The sequence below is a fragment of the Paraburkholderia sp. CI3 genome (assembly GCF_050436505.1).
Classification (GTDB): Bacteria; Pseudomonadota; Gammaproteobacteria; order Burkholderiales; family Burkholderiaceae; genus Paraburkholderia; species Paraburkholderia tuberum.
This window is the reverse complement of sequence record NZ_JBNDMI010000003.1, coordinates 793,867-807,485: the sequence shown is the minus strand read 5'-3', so window position 1 is coordinate 807,485 and position 13,619 is coordinate 793,867. Positions and strand designations below refer to the sequence as shown.

At 59.9% G+C, this 13,619-nt stretch carries 16 protein-coding genes; 4 read left to right on the top strand and 12 right to left on the bottom strand.

Going from position 1 to position 13,619, the window contains the following annotated elements; translation table 11 throughout:
- Window positions 1–80: 80 nt before the first annotated feature.
- Window positions 81–503: a tyrosine-type recombinase/integrase gene (locus OKW29_RS12430; protein ID WP_429291258.1), complete on the bottom strand. Its 423-nt coding sequence runs from the start codon at window positions 501–503 to the stop codon at window positions 81–83.
- Window positions 504–865: 362 nt separating this feature from the next.
- Here OKW29_RS12430 and OKW29_RS12425 point away from each other — a divergent pair, with 362 nt between their 5' ends.
- Together OKW29_RS12425 and OKW29_RS12420 are read left to right on the top strand one after the other, a co-directional pair.
- Window positions 866–1,435 (top strand): transposase, encoded by a 570-nt coding sequence (locus tag OKW29_RS12425; RefSeq protein WP_429291257.1) that lies wholly within the window; start codon window positions 866–868, stop codon window positions 1,433–1,435.
- Window positions 1,436–2,335: 900 nt separating this feature from the next.
- Window positions 2,336–2,860 (top strand): hypothetical protein, encoded by a 525-nt coding sequence (locus tag OKW29_RS12420; protein ID WP_429291256.1) that lies wholly within the window; start codon window positions 2,336–2,338, stop codon window positions 2,858–2,860.
- Between the two features lie 480 nt (window positions 2,861–3,340).
- On the opposite strand, the gene OKW29_RS12415 is transcribed toward OKW29_RS12420, so the two are convergent.
- The 11 genes from OKW29_RS12415 to OKW29_RS12365 all read right to left on the bottom strand — a co-directional run bounded on the left by OKW29_RS12415 (window position 3,341) and on the right by OKW29_RS12365 (window position 11,071).
- Window positions 3,341–3,874: a hypothetical protein gene (locus OKW29_RS12415; protein WP_429291255.1), complete on the bottom strand. Its 534-nt coding sequence runs from the start codon at window positions 3,872–3,874 to the stop codon at window positions 3,341–3,343.
- Window positions 3,875–3,914: 40 nt separating this feature from the next.
- A complete protein-coding gene (locus tag OKW29_RS12410) occupies window positions 3,915–4,331 on the bottom strand; it encodes a hypothetical protein (protein ID WP_429291254.1) in 417 nt (138 codons plus the stop codon).
- Window positions 4,332–4,374: 43 nt separating this feature from the next.
- Window positions 4,375–4,605, bottom strand: a complete 231-nt coding sequence (locus tag OKW29_RS12405; protein WP_429291253.1) for a hypothetical protein — start codon at window positions 4,603–4,605, stop codon at window positions 4,375–4,377.
- Window positions 4,606–4,608: 3 nt separating this feature from the next.
- Entirely contained in the window at window positions 4,609–6,111 is a 1,503-nt protein-coding gene (locus tag OKW29_RS12400; protein ID WP_429291252.1) for an NAD(P)/FAD-dependent oxidoreductase, read from the bottom strand.
- Entirely contained in the window at window positions 6,108–6,881 is a 774-nt protein-coding gene (locus OKW29_RS12395; protein ID WP_429291251.1) for a hypothetical protein, read from the bottom strand. The genes OKW29_RS12400 and OKW29_RS12395 overlap by 4 nt, the downstream gene beginning before the upstream one ends.
- A gap of 315 nt (window positions 6,882–7,196) precedes the next feature.
- Window positions 7,197–7,910 carry a hypothetical protein gene (locus tag OKW29_RS12390; protein ID WP_429291250.1) on the bottom strand — a complete coding sequence of 238 codons (714 nt, stop codon included), beginning with the start codon at window positions 7,908–7,910 and terminating at the stop codon, window positions 7,197–7,199.
- A 39-nt stretch (window positions 7,911–7,949) separates the two neighbouring features.
- Entirely contained in the window at window positions 7,950–8,660 is a 711-nt protein-coding gene (locus OKW29_RS12385) for a hypothetical protein (protein ID WP_429291249.1), read from the bottom strand.
- 52 nt (window positions 8,661–8,712) lie between these two features.
- Window positions 8,713–9,117 (bottom strand): hypothetical protein, encoded by a 405-nt coding sequence (locus OKW29_RS12380; RefSeq protein WP_429291248.1) that lies wholly within the window; start codon window positions 9,115–9,117, stop codon window positions 8,713–8,715.
- Window positions 9,114–9,341: a hypothetical protein gene (locus OKW29_RS12375; protein WP_149674243.1), complete on the bottom strand. Its 228-nt coding sequence runs from the start codon at window positions 9,339–9,341 to the stop codon at window positions 9,114–9,116. The genes OKW29_RS12380 and OKW29_RS12375 overlap by 4 nt, the downstream gene beginning before the upstream one ends.
- Before the next feature lie 55 nt (window positions 9,342–9,396).
- On the bottom strand, window positions 9,397–10,128 hold the full coding sequence (locus OKW29_RS12370; protein ID WP_429291247.1) for a hypothetical protein: 732 nt from the start codon (window positions 10,126–10,128) through the stop codon (window positions 9,397–9,399).
- The gene (locus OKW29_RS12365) at window positions 10,121–11,071 is read right to left on the bottom strand and encodes a hypothetical protein (RefSeq protein WP_429291246.1); all 951 of its coding nucleotides are present in this window, start codon (window positions 11,069–11,071) and stop codon (window positions 10,121–10,123) included. The genes OKW29_RS12370 and OKW29_RS12365 overlap by 8 nt, the downstream gene beginning before the upstream one ends.
- Window positions 11,072–12,298: 1,227 nt before the next feature.
- On the opposite strand from OKW29_RS12365, the gene OKW29_RS12360 reads away from it, so the two are divergent.
- Both OKW29_RS12360 and OKW29_RS12355 read left to right on the top strand, forming a co-directional pair.
- Window positions 12,299–13,132, top strand: a complete 834-nt coding sequence (locus tag OKW29_RS12360; protein ID WP_429291245.1) for a helix-turn-helix transcriptional regulator — start codon at window positions 12,299–12,301, stop codon at window positions 13,130–13,132.
- A gap of 12 nt (window positions 13,133–13,144) precedes the next feature.
- Window positions 13,145–13,393: a hypothetical protein gene (locus OKW29_RS12355; RefSeq protein ID WP_429291244.1), complete on the top strand. Its 249-nt coding sequence runs from the start codon at window positions 13,145–13,147 to the stop codon at window positions 13,391–13,393.
- Window positions 13,394–13,619 lie beyond the last annotated feature (226 nt).

Sequence of the window (13,619 nt, the reverse complement as noted above, 5' to 3'; positions counted from 1 at the left end):
TTGATTATGGAAAGTAGCTGGCCGGCGCCCCCCAGAGAGCCGATGGGCAGCGGCCAGTTCGAATTCCAGCCTTTGCATAATTACAGTGCCTTCAGGAAGTTGATCAGCGAGTCCGGTGCCCGATAGCGCTGAATTCCGGTCTGCGGTTCGTGAAGCCTGGCCAGAGCACGTTCCTTCATGTTGAGATCGGCTTCGACATAGTGGTGCGTCGTGATGGGGCTCTCATGTCCGAGCCATAGTGCAATGACGCTGATGTCGACACCTGCCTGAAGTAAATGCATGGCGGTGGCGTGACGGACGGTATGAGGCGATACATGTCGCTTTGCAAGGCTGGGGCAGGTTCCGGCTGCGTTCCCGGTAGCCAGTGTTAGCCTCAATGCAACATTGGCTCTCGTCATTGCATGGCCATTCCGGTTCGGAAACAGCGGCGATGTGGGTTGGAATTCAGGATTTACCTTCACAACTGGTTGCGGGTTTTCGACGGCCGTGGAATTTGTCTGCAAGCCGCGCCAGGACTGGATTTCAGGTCAGAGTAGCCAGATCGGCTAAAGTCCAGATTTCTGGACGCAGCGAATGACCCGAAGCCCGTACTGGCAAGAGATTCCAACAAGATTGCGCCTGGAGCAGTTCGAGCAATTTGTCTGGCCGCATCTGAGCCTGGGCCGTCGCGGACCTCCCCCCACGCTGGCCTTGCACAAGATCTTCAACTACATCCTGCAGGCACTGTACATGGGTTGCCAATGGAAGATGCTTCCCGATCGACAGGAATGCAGACGGTCACCCTGAAATTCACTATACGCGCATCTACCGCACGTTTCGTCGCTGGCAGGCCGATGGTTGCATCGATGCCATCTTTTCGGGCTCGGTGCAGCAACTTCATCAGGACCAGCTGCTTGACCTTTCGGTCATCCACGGCGACGGCACCACGACGGCGGCGAAGAAAGGCGGCGACAATCTCGGGTATAGCGGGCACAAGCATCTGAAGGGCGACAAGGTGGTGGCCTTGTGCGATCGCAACTGCAACGTCATTGCTCCATTCATCAGCGCTCCCGGCAACCGCAACGAATCACCGCTGTTGCGCGACGCGCTGCCCAGCCTTACCGCCATGGCCCGCGCCATTGGCGCGGACCTGCACGGTTCAATCGTCAGCCTGGATGGCATTTACGACTGCAGTGCAAACCGCAAGGCGATCTTCAATCGCGGCATGACCCCGAACATCCCCGAGAATCCGCGCGGACGCAAAATACCGAAGCGGGGCCGCAAGCAGCGCTACGATCCGGCCATCTTCGAGGAGCGCTTCAGGACCATTGAACGGGTCTTCGCCTGGGAGGACAAGTTCCGCCGTCTGCTGCTGCGCTTTGAACGCATCAGTGACGTTCACTACGCGTTCAAGACGCTTGCCTATACGATGATTAACCTGCGCCACTACTGCTGAACCAGCGCGGGGCTCGCACTTCACTGACTGCGGCACGCGCCGTGATTGCTCACGCCTGTTGCATTCGCGGTCCTGATCATAATGCAAACTCCGATATCGAGATACCAGTCGCTTTTCACAACGATGTTCCTGGCTTCGCACGATTACCAACGGTCATCGTAGTTCTTTCGTTCGCAATGGACGGAAACGCGCAACCAGTTGCAAAGAAGAACGGAGACAAGGGAATCCCGCAGGCTGAAGAGCAGACCATCGGCGGTCATTAAGGCGTCGATAGATATGGAGTGCATATTAATGGCGTTGCGTGGCTGCGGCGCGCTGCAGGAATCACTGATCGGTATCGGCGCGGCCGCGTCAGCAGCTCTCTGGCGTAGATCGCATCACCCAGGTTACGCCACGAAATGCTGCTATTGAGAGAAGAAAACTTTATCTTAGCAGTCAGATCGCGTACCGATTTCTGGGGAAAACTTTAGCTCGTTGGTCGACCTGCAAAGCCTCCACACCAGTCCGAAGGCACAATTGTGGCCTATAGCGGGCGGAGAATAGCGTCAATGGCAGGGCGTGTTTGCGGAGCAGTGGGTTTTGCGCCAGATGGGGTATTCGTTCGATCCGTGCAAAATCTGGCGGTAACGGCGTGAGACGCCGCTTGTGGCAAGGCTTCGCGGCCTCACGAGTTCTGGTGACTTGACAGGTTTTCAACTCGTTGAACTAAAGGAGTTTTTTGTGCAAGCCTCCAGAGAATGACGGATGGTACGAATACCCTCATTTGGCTCGTTGACAAACCATTTGCGATCGAGACCGGTGTTCCGGAGCCAACGACTGCCGCTTCGCCCGTTACCTCGATATCCCAGAAGACGTTGTTGGCGGTGGTGCCACCATGCCGGCGACATCACGCCGGGGCGCATGAGCTACGAGTTGCGACGCCTGCGCCTGCATGGCCTGATCGAGCGAGTGCCCAAGACCCACCGCTACCACCTCACGGACCTGGGGTTGCAGACGGCCCTGTTCCATACACGCGTCTACTCGCGCATCTTGCGGCCCGGCCTCGCCTTGGTTAGCCCCCAAGCACCGGCGGCCTCACCAGCGTCCTTGCAGCGCAGCTTCTGCGCCACCGAACAGGCCCTCAAGACATGGTGCGATCAAGTCAAAAATCGCCCCGTAGAAAAACTTGACTCAATCGCTACGCAATCAATTCAGTCAAGGAATCTAGCGAGCCGAGCAACTGATGACGTCTGCCGGAAAGCTTCGACCGTGATAAAGCGATTTCGTCATTTTCATCACGATTTGTTACGCGATCAGTTCAGCAACGTGACAACGCCGTCTGGAGTGTTGCTTCAACAACAATTACCAACACCCGGCTGGCAACGACTACAACAGGGTTCACAACAGCACGGGGCGCAGCCGCAATCCTGGCAACAGTCGTACTGACAGCAGCTTTGCTCGCAGCAACCGCAGCCGCCATACTCTGCGGCGCGATATCCGAGCGCCACGCCGGAGACCCCTTCGAGTGCCCGAGCGCTGCTAAAGAGCGCCGCGTTGACGACGTCGATCCCGAGCTTCAATGTCGTACCGAGCGCAGCGAACAAAGTTTGCGCCGCGCCGCTCGCTTCTTGAGCCGCGGCAGGCCAGCCGGAGGGCCCCGGTATCGCGGCCACGGAAGGGGGCAGTGCCCATGCGGGAATGCCGGGCATGCCGCGCGGTAACCCCACCGGCATCATCATCATCTGGCCACCCGTCAATCCCGACGCGCCTAGTCGTTCCTTGTAACGCTGAAATTCGGACTGCGCACTCGTTTGCGCAGCGGATGGGGAGGATGCTGGCGTCTCGGCGTCTGGCTTGCCGGCCTGCTCGTCCTTCGGTTTCATGGCCATTTTCGATCTCCTCGACGAACGCGGATACCCGCCTCCGTCAGCAACTGAACACTTCGCACCACCGCACGCGCGCCACCATGTTCGATACCAGAACCGTGAGGGTTGCGCCTGGCTTGGTCGTGATGATGCTTTCCTTCACTCGGTAGTGCGCGCCGGCTTGTTCCTGGCGCTCCCACCCAAGCACCGTCCCCTCGGAGTCGCGCACCAGCACGGCAACCGCCGACGTAGCGGTGGGCGTGACCGGTGCATATTCGACCGAAAGATGAACGCAACATCCGCCACCGATGAACGCGGTGTTGCTGTTGGCCGCTGCGTTGCCCTGGCCCGCCGCGGCGGACGTGCCGAGCAAGGCCGCAAGACCGGTGCGCGTGGTGTCGCCGGTTGTCTTGGACTCGGCCACCAACTCCCGCGGTTCGGTGCGGCATTCCCTGCAACCGCATCGGCATTGCGCACTGGGTTGCCCGCAATGGCGACAGTACCCTGTCCGCATCGGCTCGCGCGGATAGGAGAAAGCCGGCGCCGGCACGCGCCACGCGCCGGTGTATTGCTGAGCGTACTGGCTTGGGTTCATCTCGACCTCCTTTGAATGGTCAAGAAATCTCGCCGGCTGCCTAGCAGCAGATCGATTCACACCATCTGACGCGCGCGTCAACGTTGTTGACCGCCAGCGTCAATTTTGTTCCGGCCTTCACGTGCAACAGGCCTTCCTGCACGTGGTACCCGACCGCGGGCGTCGAGTCGGTCCACGTCGAAGACGAGCTATCCGATGCCGTAGTCAACGACACCGAGGGGCTCGCTGCGCCGGTCTCGACCAGGTACTCGACGGACAGGAGCACCTCTTCGTGTCCGCCCACGAACGCGGATTGAGGCGTCGTCGATTGCTGGACTTCGAGGTGACGCGGCACTCGCGGCACCGGGTCACAATCCTGCGCGACCGACGGGACGCACCATACCGGGATATAGAAGGCGCACACCGGGGCCCGCGCGGTTTCGCAACCCGCCGGGCCACTCCAGCTTCCATGTTTCATCTTGCCTCTCCTCAGCAAGCGTGCCCCACGCTTGCGGACAACGTTACGGTTGGTCGGGCGACGGCGCCGCAGGGGTCGCCGCGGCAGGCGGTGTCGAGGGCGCAGCAGGTGCGCTCAGGTCGCGCACGATCTTCAGCGCGTCGTCGACGATCTCGAACCCCGAGTTCAGAAAGCCCGTCGCCATCGATGCCACCTTCAAAGCGATCTGCTGATCGATCAACGCGCTCGACGTCTCGTGAACCAGCCTGGTGATAGAAGCCAATGCAGTCGACATCGTTTATCTCCTTGACGTGTGTGCCGCTTCCCCGTATCGGCTCGTTGGGTGGCCAGACGCGACCTGGCGCTCGGCCAGTCGCACCACGCGGGTTGCTACCTCGATGCCCCAATCGAGCGTCGTGACGGGACTTCGTGCCATATCGACGCCCGCACGAGCAATGCTGCCAACGGCACCGCGCGCGAGTCGCATGGAGCCGAACACGACATCGTGCGTGCCGGCAACCGCAGCGTTTGTATCGTATTGCATCAGCGCGAGCCAGGAGGCTAGCTGCTTGGGAAACGCCTGGTACAGCACCAGAGGGGACAAGCAACTGCTTTGCGAAATGACGCCACTGAAGATGCCACTCGCGAAGTCCTGAAATCGTGGGTCGGCGGCGGTCAACGTGCCGATGTTCTTCAAAAGGAAAAGGGCGAAATCCCTGAGGTTCGGGTTCTTGGCGATCGACAGAAATATTTCGGCGGTCTGCCAGTCGAGTCCGTATTGCTCGTTCCACCGCGTCTCATAGCGCTTGAGCGCCGCGCATGAAAAATCTCCGGCGTCCAACGCATGGCGGCACGTTTGCGCGGCACAAAATGCACTTTCCATGGCCTTGTGGATGCCTCCGCCATTAAGAGGGTCAGCTTGGTTTGCCGCATCGCCGATCAACATCACGCGGTCCGCAATGATGGCTTTTGGCCGATAGAACGCGGCCGATCCGCCCGACACCTGACCGCAACGTGTCGCGTTTGCGAGCATGCTGGCCACCTCGGTGGCGAGAAAGCGCCGGAAGTGCGCACCGAGGTTCTCGAGCATCGGAAAGTTCTTGTCGAACGCGTAGCCGAGGCCGACGTTTGCGAATCCGCTGTCGTCGACAAATAGCCAGCCGTAGCCGGGAAAATAGTCGCGCGCGAAGTAGACCTTGATCTGCGCACCGTCCCATTCGACGTTCCTGAAGTAGGCGCGCAGCGAAGCAGCAATCACGCCATCCTTCAATGTGTTGCCGATTGCGCGGGAGACCGCCGAGCTGACACCGTCGGCGCCGATCACAACGCGGGCGCGATATTCGGTCGGTTTGCCGCGCGTCTCACCCAGCACGCGGATGCAATCGGGCTCGTACTCGATATCGTGCACGCGCGTATCGGGCTGAAAGTGAGCGCCATGATCACACGCGTTGTTGAGCAGAATATGATCGAAGCGTTTGCGATCGAGCAGAACCGCGAAATCCGGATATTGCGTGTGCGACGGGAAGCGACCCGTCAGCACGAGTTCGCCGTTGATGAACAGATCGCAGGATTTCAGGCATGCGTCGGTGGCCGCGAGAACCTCGTTGACACAGCCGAGTCGGTCGAGCCAGTAGATCGCCTGCGGCGTCAGACCGTCGCCGCATACCTTGTCGCGTGGAAACGTGGATTTGTCGATCAGCAGAGTGGTGATGCCGTCGCGCGCAAGAAAGCTCGCGGCACTACTGCCGCCAGGACCTGCTCCCACCACGATCGCGTCGTAGATCATCGCCTTTGCGCTCACGTCGCCCCGACAACCAGGATCACGGGAATGCGCAGTTCGCTGCCCGATTCGACGACGACCGCACCATGGTAGACGTCCGGCGGCAGATCGGATGGCAACGTACCCTGGAGCACGAATTTTTCGAAGTCCACCGGTGCAATGGTTTTCTGGGTCGGTTTGACCACCAGCGTATCGGCTTCGAATCGCGCCCCTTGCATGTGGCCGGCGAATCCTTCCACCCGGAGGGACACCTTCTTGGGTTCGGTCGTCGAATCGTTGTTCACCGAGAACGACACGCGCACTTCGCTGCCCGGTATCAGCGCCAGCCGATTGGTCACTGCGTAGCCGCCATCGTCGGGTACGGCGGATTGCGCCGGCGCAGTCACCGAAGCGGACGGCCACGCGCCGCCCTCCGCGCTCGGGCTAGGCTCCGCGGGCGCCGCGCCGGGCATCGATCCGACATGCATTGCGGCGTTGCTCGCGCGCTCACGAATTTCCTGCTGGGCCACCGCGCCGACTCGGCTGATGAGCGTCACGCCCAAACTCACGCCTGCCTCCGCAAGATCGAGGCCTTTGCTCAGGATCGCGCTGAACTGATCGAGGTGCCCGCGCAGATCGGGAGCGGAACTGGTTGCCGCCTTGGGCTGGTGCGCCGCGCTCGCATCGGGCTCCTCCAGATGCGGCGGTGTTGGCGACCCATTGTCGGGGGAACTGGCGGGCCGCGCCTCGTGCGCGGGACTGGTTGCATCACCGGTCCCGGAGGCTGCCGCTGCATTACTGGTGGCCGACATCGCATGACTCCTTGCAGGGCGCTACACAACCGCAGCCATAAACAGGCGGTATGCAGACGTAACTGACGTGCTGCCGGACGTTGCAGCAGCGACCTTCGCATGGACGGCATGAGTCGCATGGTTGCGGCCAGGGCGAATGGGGCATGTCCCAGATTGCCCGATGCGCGATGTGCCGTGCCGAGAGCGCGCCCGCGTACGTGCGATACGCTGCAGCCGAGGCAAGACCCACGAGGGCATTGGCAAGGTCGATCAGATTCTCGCTGAGGATGCGGACACCCGGGCCGGCATCGGGAAGGCTATTGCGTGGCATGGCGTTCAATCTCCACTGGCAACCGAACTGTCCGCGCGGGCATTGCGTTGCGCCGCTGGGGCAGCCGCGCTGCCGCGGCCCAAGGCGTAATGAAAGCGTGGCGCGCCGGCACTCAGTCGCGCGGGGTGTCTCGCCTGAGCGGCTTGTGCCGGCCAGGGTGCGTCGGCGCAATGCTCGGCGTCACAGGCACCCGTGGGAGGGGCGACGCGAGTGATGGTCTGCGTGCACCGCTGCGTGGTGCGCGTGGGGATCGCCGGATTGCCGACCGCCGCGACATCGGGAAAGCTGCGTTCCGTTGAGTGCGATTGTTCGCTTCGCGCGCAGTTGCGCGGCACGAGCTTCATTTCGCCATCGATTTCGAATCGCATGATTTCAAAGCCTAGCAACCGCGTTCGAATGCGGTAACGCGCCGGCAGATCGAATCGCTGCTGGAGCGACAACGCTAGCGGCGGCACCCGCCGCACGGACACATCCAGTTGGGGCAACCGACTGAGCGTCAGATTCACGGTCGGCAGATGCGTGACGTTCAACTGGTCGACGCGCAGCGGATCAACGTGACGGATGTGATCGACCCGCAGCGACTCGACCAGCAGTGGCGCGATCTGGTTCAGTTCCTTGATATGGACCGCGGCCGGCGCGATCTTCTGCACGTCGGCGATCGTCAGTGGCTGGATCGGGATCGGATCGACGTTCTGTACGGATTTGATATCGACGTCCATCTGTTGTCTCCAGAGCGGTTTGCCGACGAGCGACGCCGGTTAGGCGGCAGGCCATGTGTAGTTGAGCAGCAGCACGCGCGCGTCGTCGCGAATCGCCGCTTGTGCCGGATCGCGCACGCTTACCGTCACGACCTGCGTCCCGCCGTTGCCGGGTGCCTGATAAAGAAACCATGGATCGGTCGCGCCGCCTTGCACCACATCGTCAACCAGCCATTCGAAGGCCGGTGCGGGATCATGTGACGCGGTGGCGGTGAAGAGCCGCATCTTGTTGCTGTCGTCGATATAGTTGTTGTTGAAGCCTTGCTGATAGTAGAGATTGACCCGCCTTGGCCATATTTCGACCGAGGGCCTCGGTGTCGCCGCTGGTCCGGTGCCGACCAGCGTGACCCACGCGTAGGCCTTGCGCAGCCGGTCCTCGCGCGCGGTCGCGACGACGACCTCGGTGAAACAGTTCGGCAGCGCGCCCTTGGGCGGAGCGCGATACAGGCCCGTCGCATCGATCGATCCTGCACCGGGGTTGCCCAGCACGTCGTGCACTTCCCACAACGCGCCTTGCCCCGAGTTGAATACCGTTGCGGCGAAGCGGGTTTCCGCGTCGATCGGATTTGCCGTCCATTCATCCTCGAAGTTGAGCGTGACCGCTGGCGGCCAGACTTCGATTTCCACCTGGTGGCGATATTCGACACATCGGTAGGCCTCTCTCACGCAGGCGCCGCACGCGCTCTGGTTCGCCGTGCCGTGCACGGACATTGGGCGCCGCTGTGGTCTGAGTATCACGATTCGTGCTCCGCCACGCAAAGTGTCATTCGCTGTCGGAGCCGTCGACGGCCTCGGCGAGCGCGTTGACGGGGACTTTGCCGGTCACGCCAATCTCGGCCTTGCATGCGCCGGTGCCATGCAAAGTGCTGCTGATCCCGTCTTTGCCGACGACCCCGCCGATGCTTATATCGTGGGCATCCAGCTTCACGTCGATCGGATTCAGCTGGAAGCGGGCCGGTCCGACCGACGCGACCACCACGCGCCGACGCCTATGTCGCAGAAACGGAATGGTCAACGAGATGGGCAACTCCTTCAGCGACACTTCGACCGGCCCGGTCGAAAGCGAGAACGACGCACCGCCACAGCATTCGAACGCGAGCGGTGCCGCGTCAATGCGAAGGTTCAGATCCGGGTGCGCGTGAAGGGTGACGCGGGTGCCGAATTTCATGTTTTTCCCCCTTCCGCGACCGGCGCGTGGTTACCTTCCGTGTCGAGATCGGGATACACACGCTCAGCCAGATCGCTGAACATGTCGTCGACCGTCTTGTTCAGATGCTCGAAGCCGTCCAGCGCCTGGGATATCTCAGTGCAGTTCTGACCTTCGATCTGGAAGTGCACCATCGGTCCCAACCGGATGGACATGGTGATTCTGGGCATCGCATCCTCGCTCATCGCTCATCGCTCATCGACTGGCCGACGCTGATCTGGCTCCGCATCCGTTGCCGAGTCAGTCGTGCGCTGGCCGCGAAGCGCCGTTTCCGGCACGGTAGGCGTTTGCACCGTCCAAACTCGCCTCACACGCGTTCGCACCGTTAGCACCGCTCGTACCATTAGCACCGCTCGTACCGTTGGTGCCGCTTGTAGCAGCCGCGCCGTTTCCGTTTGCGGCGTGCGCACCCGCGCCGTTAGCCGCTCCCACCCCGGCTTCCATTTCGCGCAGAAGCGTGGACAAGCCGTCGAGTGAAGCAAGAACCGTCCCCAGCGCATTTTTTTCCCGCTCACCGAGATCGCGGCACACCCGTTCGATCTGCGCGCCCAGCACCCGTCCTTCCAGCGTGCCGCGGTATTCGCGCCCGCGTTCGCGCAACACACCGCCAAACTGCGTAATGATCGACAGCACCCCGTAAAGCAGGTCGCTCGGCAAATTTCGATCGTCTGGAGCGTCTTCATTGAACACTGGTTTGCACCGTGGGCAAGCGAGTTGCTGTTCGTCGCGCCCGATTCGCCAGACACCATAGAGCGCAGACGTCGATTGCTTCGGTATCGACCGGCAACCCATGCGATGCAATCGTCCTGCTGACGCGTCGAATTGAAACGGCGCCTGCGAGGCCTCGGCGCGGTTGTCGATTCTCAGCAACGGTTGCTGTCCGTGAAGCCTTCCGACGCTGTGCAACTCCTGGATGTGCAACGCGATCAGATCTGCCGCCCGCGATCCATCGGCACCAACGCCATCACTCATAGACTGCCCAGCCAGACGCGGTTTTCAGTTTCTGCTGCCGATGCTTGTCGAGCCGTGTCAGGTAGTAGCGCGTGAGGAATGCGATCAGGAGATCCCGCCCTTTGCCGGGCGGCAGGCCACGATACACACGCTGCACATAAGACACAAAAATCCTGCGCAAAATACGCTCGGGATATTTGACCTGATTCATGAACGTCACGCGGTCATGCGCCAGATCCGAAAAACAGTCGCCGTGGTCGTCGATGAACATGATCAACGCACCGGCGGTGTAGATCAGTGCAATATAGTTCAGATCGAGTTCAGGCAGTAGAAATGCCGATAACACCAGAATCGCGTGACCGCTGCGATTGCTGGCGCATTGCCTCAATGCGTTCAATTCCGAGCGCCCGGGTCGCGCGTCGCTGTACGCTCGCGCGAGGCGTAATTCGACGTCATGCTTCTGCGCTTCATAAAGCCGCAAAATGGCCTGGCGTGTCGTCGCATTCATGATATCGCGCCCGCTAAAAAGCCTCGAGACGATCACATAGAAAAGTCTCTCGCGATCGTTGCGCAAATCGAACCAGCCTTCGGCGAGCAATACGCCCAGGCGGTCAAGATAGTCGCGCGTCGTCGCATCATCGAAGTCGTCAATGAAACTGTCCGCCAGAAAGCAGCACGCGCCGAACAGGCTGCCGACATGCTGGCGCCGTGCATCATATTCGAACCCTGCAACTTCCGTGCAAGCATGGCCGACCACGTTCATCTTGGTGGTCAGTTCAAGCATCTTGAGGTACTCGTCACGCGATCCAGTCAGCATCGACGGATGATAGCCGCGTACCAAGGGCTCCAGATGCTGCGTCACCACGTGCCGATACGACTGGATCAACTGGTCGAGCCGTTCGCGCGCCGACCGGGTCGGATCCCAGTCTGCTCCCATCTGCAGAGATGCACCGGACCGGCTCATCGATACCGACTCCTTTCAGGAAAGCGATTGTCGCGCGATTAAACACTGCTCTCCAATATAGGTTACGAATTGAGACTTGAAAATGTGATTTGCAGGGAGTGGCCCGAAGAAAACGGCCTAAACTGTCTCCAGATAAAATTCGGATGCCGTATCGACGATATCGTGCTCATTACAAAAGCGGCGGTGCACCTTGGCATCTCTATGAAATGTCGCGCAGGATCATCGTCGAGGTGGAAGCGGTTCTCGCTATCGCCACGAATATCCATATTCTCCTAACTGCCAAAGCTGCCAAAACTGCCAAGAGCGGCTTGGACGGCTCTCGTCCCGAGCGTTCTGAAATTGGATTTCCTCGACCGTCTTCGCCGCAGTGGACGAGATATGGGTCGCCACCGTGTGTAGCGTCACCGGCCGCGAGGACGAACGAGCTACCGATCGACCGGAGGACCGTGCCCTCGAACCCCACGGACGATCAAATTTCCACGAAAGCAGATGTGTATTGTTCTGACGAACAGTTGCTGACGACGCGTGTCAGGCAATGGCGAACATATTCACCGTGAAACACGGGCAAGTGCCATTGAAAGTCGCCTCGCCATTTCGTAAAAGCTACGTCTTTTCAGTAACTTACAGTCTTCACTCTGACCCGGTTTCGAAGCTGGCACAACCTGTGCGTTCTTTTCTGCGAACGCCTGATCGTTGTTTTCGTCTCTTTCGGACCCGGCGAATTCGATGGATCGTTCTGCTCAAGTGGGACCGTGCGGGCATCGAAGCTAGATAACAATTTGTGATTACGTCGGCACAGTTGGACAAGCAGGCGACAGTCGGCGCGATATGGCTGGCACGCGTGGGAGGTGCAATACGGCACGACAGCGCGCGAACATGCAAGCAGTTGCGAGAGGCAATCCGCGAGAAAACGCGGTGCATGAAGCGGTGCATACGGAGTTGAGACGTGACAAGGGATTCCCTAGGGGATTAATCAGGACTGCGAAATATTGGTATTAAGAATATTCCGGCGTTGTTCGTCTTTTATTCGAGCACGGACTTTGCCGAGTCTTAACTGGACTCACTTCATGTGACAGTGTGACACGTCAAGACCTCATGGCCTGACGGGGTCGCGCCATGGCCAGTTTTTGACAAGAGTTCGTTGACGTCACATGGTGAAGATTGTTTGATGGTGTCCGCGACTACTTAGGTATTTGGTTCTAGCGCTCTCCGTTGCGGGACCAATCGATGTATATGGAGGTGGCAACCTTGGTCCCAGCTCAATCCACCATAGAGTTCAAACTGCTCTCATGTCATAGCGGTCCGAATCGTCGCACATCCGATCTGATCGACCGATTGGACCGAGTAACGAAGAAAGTCAAAGAAGTCGTCCATGCCAGACGGTGCGTGATCCTTCACGAGCGCAAAGGAAGGACAAGTTCTCAAGGGGTCGTGTATCGCGACGGTTCCGCTGACGGCCAACCTGAGGGGCTCCTGGGGCAAACGTTCTGCGGCCCGGCGGTCGACATCGAGCAGTACCTTGGATGCTTTGCGATCTCGGAACCACTCGACCATGCCTTCCAGTGGCGTGGCCTCGGGGGCGTATTGCCTGCTCAGGTGTGTCTGCCGGTGCGTGACGTGGCGTCCTACATGCAGGGGGGACAAGGCGTGGCCGCATGCGTTCGCTCGGGTGTGCACGGCATGGGCCATGTGGTCACCATTTTCCAGTTCGAATGTTCGACCGTCAGTACGCATCTCGCGCTGCTGGTGAATTTCATGGCGCTGCATTTGCATTCAATCCTCACGTATGAGGCGTTTGAAGCAGTTCAACCTGAGGTTGAATGCAGTCCACCGGAGGCTTGGCCGGGCCAGCAGTCCGATGTCGCTCAAGTCAGATTGACCGGCAAGGAACGCGATGTGATCAAGTGGGTGATCGAAGGCAAGACGGCGTGGGAGATCGGGAAAATATTGTGTGTCTCCGAGCGGACCGTGAAATTCCACCTTACCAACGTTTATGGAAAATTGAACGTTTCCAACAGAGCGCAGGCGGTGGCCAAAGTTAGTCGACTGGGTCTGATTTGAAGGGGAACCACGATGTCGTTCAAGGACAAGACCATTGCATTTGTCGCGAAGCACGGTTACACGTACCGCAGTTACGTGCTCTCCATATTGTTTCTGCCACCGGCCGCCGTCTATATCGCATGCAGGAAGCCAGGGGTGCCGTTGCCGGGCCGCATCGTGCTCGGCGTGATGGGGGTTGTCGCGCCACCGTTCATCGGTGGGGCGACGCTGATGATGCTCAAGTCGCTGGTGGATCTTGTCCGCAGATCGCTTTGGGCATGACTACACAATGAGCGCCGCGATTACCGACGGCCCCTCGATGCATGCGGATCCGCTGGTACACGCGAATTGGGTACAGCGCAGGGTTCCAGCCGACTCGCAACATTCTCCGATTTGTTCCCGTAAAGGGTTTGCCCCATCGGACAGGTTTTCCCTGCCGATCAAGTTGATATTCTGCGCAAGTGGTTTCCTTCGTCAACGTCTCCCACGGCCCCATTTTGAGCAGCGA

Excerpts from the sequence above, each read along its gene's own strand:
- OKW29_RS12420 (WP_429291256.1), top strand. The coding sequence starts at position 2,336 with ATGAGCTACGAGTTGCGACGCCTGCGCCTGCATGGCCTGATCGAGCGA.
- OKW29_RS12415 (WP_429291255.1), bottom strand. The coding sequence starts at position 3,874 with ATGAACCCAAGCCAGTACGCTCAGCAATACACCGGCGCGTGGCGCGTG.
- OKW29_RS12410 (WP_429291254.1), bottom strand. The coding sequence starts at position 4,331 with ATGAAACATGGAAGCTGGAGTGGCCCGGCGGGTTGCGAAACCGCGCGG.
- OKW29_RS12405 (WP_429291253.1), bottom strand. The coding sequence starts at position 4,605 with ATGTCGACTGCATTGGCTTCTATCACCAGGCTGGTTCACGAGACGTCG.
- OKW29_RS12395 (WP_429291251.1), bottom strand. The coding sequence starts at position 6,881 with ATGTCGGCCACCAGTAATGCAGCGGCAGCCTCCGGGACCGGTGATGCA.
- OKW29_RS12390 (WP_429291250.1), bottom strand. The coding sequence starts at position 7,910 with ATGGACGTCGATATCAAATCCGTACAGAACGTCGATCCGATCCCGATC.
- OKW29_RS12385 (WP_429291249.1), bottom strand. The coding sequence starts at position 8,660 with ATGTCCGTGCACGGCACGGCGAACCAGAGCGCGTGCGGCGCCTGCGTG.
- OKW29_RS12380 (WP_429291248.1), bottom strand. The coding sequence starts at position 9,117 with ATGAAATTCGGCACCCGCGTCACCCTTCACGCGCACCCGGATCTGAAC.
- OKW29_RS12375 (WP_149674243.1), bottom strand. The coding sequence starts at position 9,341 with ATGAGCGAGGATGCGATGCCCAGAATCACCATGTCCATCCGGTTGGGA.
- OKW29_RS12370 (WP_429291247.1), bottom strand. The coding sequence starts at position 10,128 with ATGAGTGATGGCGTTGGTGCCGATGGATCGCGGGCGGCAGATCTGATC.
- OKW29_RS12365 (WP_429291246.1), bottom strand. The coding sequence starts at position 11,071 with ATGAGCCGGTCCGGTGCATCTCTGCAGATGGGAGCAGACTGGGATCCG.
- OKW29_RS12360 (WP_429291245.1), top strand. The coding sequence starts at position 12,299 with ATGTATATGGAGGTGGCAACCTTGGTCCCAGCTCAATCCACCATAGAG.
- OKW29_RS12355 (WP_429291244.1), top strand. The coding sequence starts at position 13,145 with ATGTCGTTCAAGGACAAGACCATTGCATTTGTCGCGAAGCACGGTTAC.